A 2,385-nucleotide genomic window follows, 5' to 3' on the forward strand; every position below is an offset into this window, starting at 1 on the left:
GGTGAGGTAACCGCAGCCAATTCTAGCGCGCTTCCCAAGGTGTCGGCTAGATAGCTACAAGCCGGGAGCTGGTAGGTAATCCCCCGTCTGAGTGGTCACCTTGGGCCTGCGCCTTCGGGGGTAATTCGTCGAGGAAGGGGCGGCAGGTGAGCCTAACTATGGAACATCTAGGGTTGATAGCCGTGCAGATCTCCTCATATCTCTCTACCCAACTTCTGGCGGATTCTGTAAAGTTTCCAGCCGCAGTTGGCTCGCACCTGCGCATCACGCTCAAACTGGGATGGGAAAAGGATGCTGAGCAACCTTGCAAAATTGATTTTGGCAATCACAGCAATCTCGCCAGTCGCGCTGACATGGGCGGTTGCTGATTTCAGCCGCCAGGGCTTTGCCATTCATCAACTGCTGGTTGTTCTATGTGCGTTCGCACTCGCACTGATTTGCCGTGCGATGCTGAAAAAAGCGGCTGTAAAGCTAACCAAGATTTCGTTCGCGGTGGATGAAATCAAGGCGGTTGACAATGAGGTCGTGGCTTACATCGTGACCTATCTCTTTCCTCTGGTGGCCCCTGCCGCTGACGTCAGTCTTACTGCCCAGGCAGTAGTTTTGCTGATTCTTGCATTCGTGTTGGCTACTACCAACGCGTTCACTTTCAATCCGCTGCTAACCATTATGGGCTACCACTTCTACGAAGCAAAATGCTCGTCGGGCGTTACATATCTGTTACTTTCCCGAAATGACATTACCGACGTTAAGGCAGTAAGCCACGTCGGACGTCTGTCGCGACATCTGGTCGTGGATCTGACATGAGGGGGGATAATGGATTTTTTTGCAATGGTCGGTGGGCATGGGGCCGCCGTATTCCGGATGGAGCTTGAGCAGGCGCTGCAAGCTGAGCTAGGTGACGTTTTTTCTGCATACGCGGACACTCTCTTGAGTCCTGATTTGGAGGTCGTCCCGTTTGAGCGGGAGAACTTTCAGCCGGATGATTCGGAAGTCTTGGAGATCGCTCCGTTTGACCTTCCTGCGCTACTTTTCGATCCGCTGCAAAATCCTGTTGGATGGCCTACGTTAGACCAAAGCGACGAAACGTTGTCGCAAGTCTATTGCGTGTTTGCCTCCGATGCTGCCAATGACCGGTTGATATTTCAGGTGATACCCAGGCAGCAACGTTTGACCAGATCATCTTGGCAGATATTCTTGCACAACGATGTATTCACGAGGCAAGAGGCACCGGGGCTAGTGCTGGGGGGAGGGTGCCACGCGGTCTATTACACCAATGCCCTTCGTTTTCGGAGCATGCATTGGCTAAAACAAATTATCGACATCACGCAGTACTACCGTGCTGCCACCGAGGCTGACGTCGACCGGTTTGCAGCCCTTGACTCTGTTCACGTCGAGGATCTGGACGATCTTAAACGTAGCTCGGGACAATGGATCAGAACGAGGCTTGCGTATATCTTGGATTCGGGCGTGCTCAACGGCGTGAATGTCGTGGCGCTTGCAGGTAAGGCTTTGACATTTGATGTGGTTCTCAATATTGTCGGTGACGGCGATGAGGCGAAGTTGGTCATACCGAGTGACCGGCGCGCGTTGAGAGCCGTGCTCAAATTCCTTGAGGAGGAGTACTACGTCGGGCCCATTACCGGGGCGACCTATGAGGCTAATTCGAAGCGTCGCAGGGGCGCGTGACCTGGAGCAGCCTAAAGGTTGGATCGCACTCTGTGCCTGCCGTGGACCAGTCACCGAGTGCAAACAACCAAGCCTACAGATCCAGTTTTTCGAGTGATTCTTCAGCCAGGTGTTGACGTAGGTGTCAGTGAGTTTTCTCAATCATAGCTACCGACGTTCCACTGAGGCGTGCGATGGTCAGAAGGCCCAATCGACCAGAGACTAGGTCGGTGATTGTTGAGTGCCTCAATGTCATTGCGGTCGTGAGTGGAGGGAGTTGAGCCGCAACGGCTGCCGCCTTGATCCCAGCCTTCCATCCGTCTTTATTCCAGCGACCGTCGTTATATGGACTCATGAGGAGGGGACTTTCAGGGGCTCTGCTGCCTGCGTGTTGCCGAAAGAAGTTCCTAGTGGATAGGGGGTGCTTGATTCTTCGGTCGTGGCCACTTTTTTCCTTTCCGATGGTCAACACACCAATTCGCGATTCGAAGTCCCTGACGTTGAGTGCTGCAAGCGCACCAAGCCTCATTGGTAGCCGGGACAGTCCCTCCAGCAGTGCTGCCAGCAATGGGGCTTGGCAAGCCGATATGAGCGCCTGGCGCTGATTTCTATCGAGGTAGAGCCTCCTAGGCTTGCCTCCGTTCTTGAACGGCCTTAGCGCTAGTGACCATGAAAGATCGGATGTGACGTCGCCTTGGTCATGAGCGTGGTTCAATG

General features: G+C 53.9%; 2 protein-coding genes. Both read left to right on the top strand.

Going from position 1 to position 2,385, the window contains the following annotated elements:
- The first annotated feature begins 291 nt into the window (after positions 1–291).
- Positions 292–807, top strand: coding sequence for a hypothetical protein (locus tag N5K27_RS28750; RefSeq protein WP_279820986.1), 516 nt, complete (start codon positions 292–294; stop codon positions 805–807).
- 9 nt (positions 808–816) lie between these two features.
- Entirely contained in the window at positions 817–1,689 is an 873-nt protein-coding gene (locus tag N5K27_RS28755; RefSeq protein ID WP_279820988.1) for a hypothetical protein, read from the top strand.
- Positions 1,690–2,385 lie beyond the last annotated feature (696 nt).

Origin of the sequence: Pigmentiphaga sp. GD03639, from assembly GCF_029845405.1 — a bacterium.
In the GTDB taxonomy this organism is placed as follows: domain Bacteria; phylum Pseudomonadota; class Gammaproteobacteria; order Burkholderiales; family Burkholderiaceae_B; genus Pigmentiphaga; species Pigmentiphaga daeguensis.